General features: G+C 33.6%; 2 protein-coding genes. Both read left to right on the top strand.

Annotated features, from left to right (window positions below):
• The first annotated feature begins 108 nt into the window (after positions 1-108).
• Positions 109-1,512, top strand: a complete 1,404-nt coding sequence (locus tag ACOVO2_RS25560) for a hypothetical protein (RefSeq protein ID WP_421772700.1) — start codon at positions 109-111, stop codon at positions 1,510-1,512.
• Positions 1,505-2,788: hypothetical protein (locus ACOVO2_RS25555; protein ID WP_421772699.1), on the top strand; the 1,284-nt coding region annotated here is incomplete at its 3' end. The genes ACOVO2_RS25560 and ACOVO2_RS25555, both read left to right, overlap by 8 nt.

Here is a 2,788-nt window from a genome sequence, read left to right as displayed (position 1 = left end):
ACATTTATAACCCAAACAAAACCAAATTTGAGGTCTGGACAGTGAAGTTGAAGTAATTTTTTAGCCAACTCATCACATGAATTTCCATCCAATGAAAAATACTAGACCATGAGCCATCTTTTACATATTTTCTTAGTTACTATTCTTTTATCTATTTGGGTTGGTAGCCAATCTTTTATTTACAGTCAAAAGCAAATTGTAGAAAGTCAAGAGATAAAATTACAAAAAAGTTTAAGAATATTTTCAAAAGACTCTGTGCAAAATGCTTCATCTTCAATAATGGAAGTTCAGAGCAAAAACCAAGGTTTTTCTTTTCCTCTTTTTACTTCTGAGCAGAGACAAAATATTGTTAATCCTGATGTTGGTTTGATTGTCTATGATACTGACCAAGATAAACTTTATTTTTTTGATGGAACATTGTGGCAAGGACTTGAGATTACTAATTCAAAGGATACCTTTTCTTTTGAGCTTTCAAGTGAGCCTGCAAATACTTTTGGGGAAGAGTTAATCATGCAAGATGGCTTTGCCTTCATTGCTGCTGCTGATCAAACAGTTAGTGGTAGGTCATATAGTGGTGTTGTATATTACTATCAAAAAAACGCCGAAAATTATTGGGTTTTAAAACAAATAATCAGACCTGATATTGTTTTAAGGGATAATGCCTTTGGTTTTTCCATGAGTTACAGAAATGATACTTTAGTTTGTGGCTCTAATATGGGTGTTTATGTTTTTGCAAAGAATACAAGTGGGGATTTTATTGAAACACATAAAATAAACATACCAACCGTGACAGAGTTTGCCCCCTATCGGGTTAGTTTGTGGCAAAATTATTTAGCTGTAGTTTCTTCTGGAGCCTTTTTTACATACAATGATGATGTTATTTATATTTACCAAAAGAATGGTAATACTTGGAGTTTATCTCAGACAATAACTGATTCCAATGACCTTTTACTCGGATTTTCAATTAGTATGGATAATGGGTTTTTATTTCTCGGAAATGGTGGAATTGGCGAAAATGCCCCGCCAGATGTAAATAAATCTCGAATACATATCTACAAATTACAAAATGGACAGTTCAATCTATTTCAAATAATAAAAGAAAGAGGAGATGATTGGTTAGGGAAAACAGTCAAATATCACAATAATCAATTATATGCTAATGTTGAAAATGGAGTCAATATATATACATTAGCAAACAATTCGTGGTATAAAAGCGATTTTGTAAGTATTCCTAATCCTTTAGTTGTTAATTATTTTGACGTTTATGGAGAATATTTACTGAATGGCGAAGATGGTACGAGTGTGGACGAATTTACAAATTCTGGAAGAGTTATTTTTATGAAGAAAACAAATACAGGTTGGATTAAAAACAGTGTACGGACAGCCCCAGATATAGAATATTACACATGGTTTGGGCAAAAAGTAAGTGTTTTTAAACAGGACTATATGATTAGCGGCTATTCTGCCAAGAGAAACAAATATTATGTATTATTCGGCCGTACTTATGAATAAATTAATAAAATATTCGATTCAATTGCTTTGCGTGACTATTTTGTCAACTGCTCATTCCCAACAAAGTATTACTCCAAACGGCACAGAACTAAAAGGAAAAGTATCCATTTCTGATAATAATGCAACGTCCTCTTCAAGTGCGATTTTGGATATTCAAAGTACCACAAAGGGAGTTCGCTTACCCGTAATGACGAGTGCTCAACGAAAGGCAATCGTCAACCCAACAAGAGGACTGACAGTATTCGATTCGGATTATTTGACCTTATTTCTATATGATGGCTACAATTGGTATCCTTTAGCCAAAACCAATACGCAGTATCTTCCAGCCGTTAGCCGCACACCAAGTGGGCTTTCAAATGCGGCTAATTTTGGCTCTTCGGTTTCTATTGAAGGCGAAATTATTGTGGCAGGTGCTCCCAATCATAATAATAGTAGGGGAGAAGTGTTTATTTATGAAAGAACAGGAGGTGTTTGGAACTTAAAGACCCAAATAATAGCAAACGATTTGCAAACAAATGATTTATTTGGAAGTACAGTTTTGATAAAAAATAATTATATTATAGTAAGTGCTAAAGGTAGTAACTCAAATAGAGGAGCAGTCTATATTTTTGAAAAAAATGGAAACAGTTGGCTACAAAAGCAAAAAATAACTGCAAATGATGCTCAAAACGGTGATTATTTTGGACATTCAATAGCCTTTAATGCTACAAATAATCTATTGGCTGTCAGTGCAATTGGTAAGAATACATCTCAAGGAAGTGTGTACACCTACAATTTTAGTAATAACCAATGGAATCAAAATGCGATATTGAATGCCTCAAATGGAGGAGCTAATCATCAATTTGGTTTTAGTATTTCTCTTGAAAATTCATATCTTGTCATCGGTGCTCCTTTTCAAAATAGTAGCAAGGGTGAAGTTTATATTTTCCAACAAAATTTTAATGGAACTTGGAGCGAAACAACAAAATTAGGAGATATATATACTCAACAAGGAGCTCGTTTTGGTTACAGTGTTTCCATTTCTGGTAATACAATTGCTGTGTCTTCACCAGGTGATTCTCCTCAAAAGTATGGAATTATTAAGTTATACATGAAAAATTTTGACGGCAATTGGTATGCAGGAGGTGAAACTTTAAATGGTAAAGTAAATGACGGTAATTTTGGTTCGTCGATACATTTATCGGGAAATTATTTGATAGTTGCGGCCGAAACTGAAGATGTAAATGGAGTAACTGACAAAGGAAGTGCTTATGTCTATTTCAAATCATCAAGATAT

This window comes from Emticicia sp. (assembly GCF_049241225.1).
Lineage (GTDB): Bacteria > Bacteroidota > Bacteroidia > Cytophagales > Spirosomataceae > Emticicia.
Note: the sequence above shows the minus strand (reverse complement) of the source record. Positions and strands in the feature narration are given on the sequence as shown.

Bases quoted from the DNA above. Each gene is read 5' to 3' on its own strand.
- ACOVO2_RS25560 (WP_421772700.1), top strand. From the start codon at position 109: ATGAGCCATCTTTTACATATTTTCTTAGTTACTATTCTTTTATCTATT.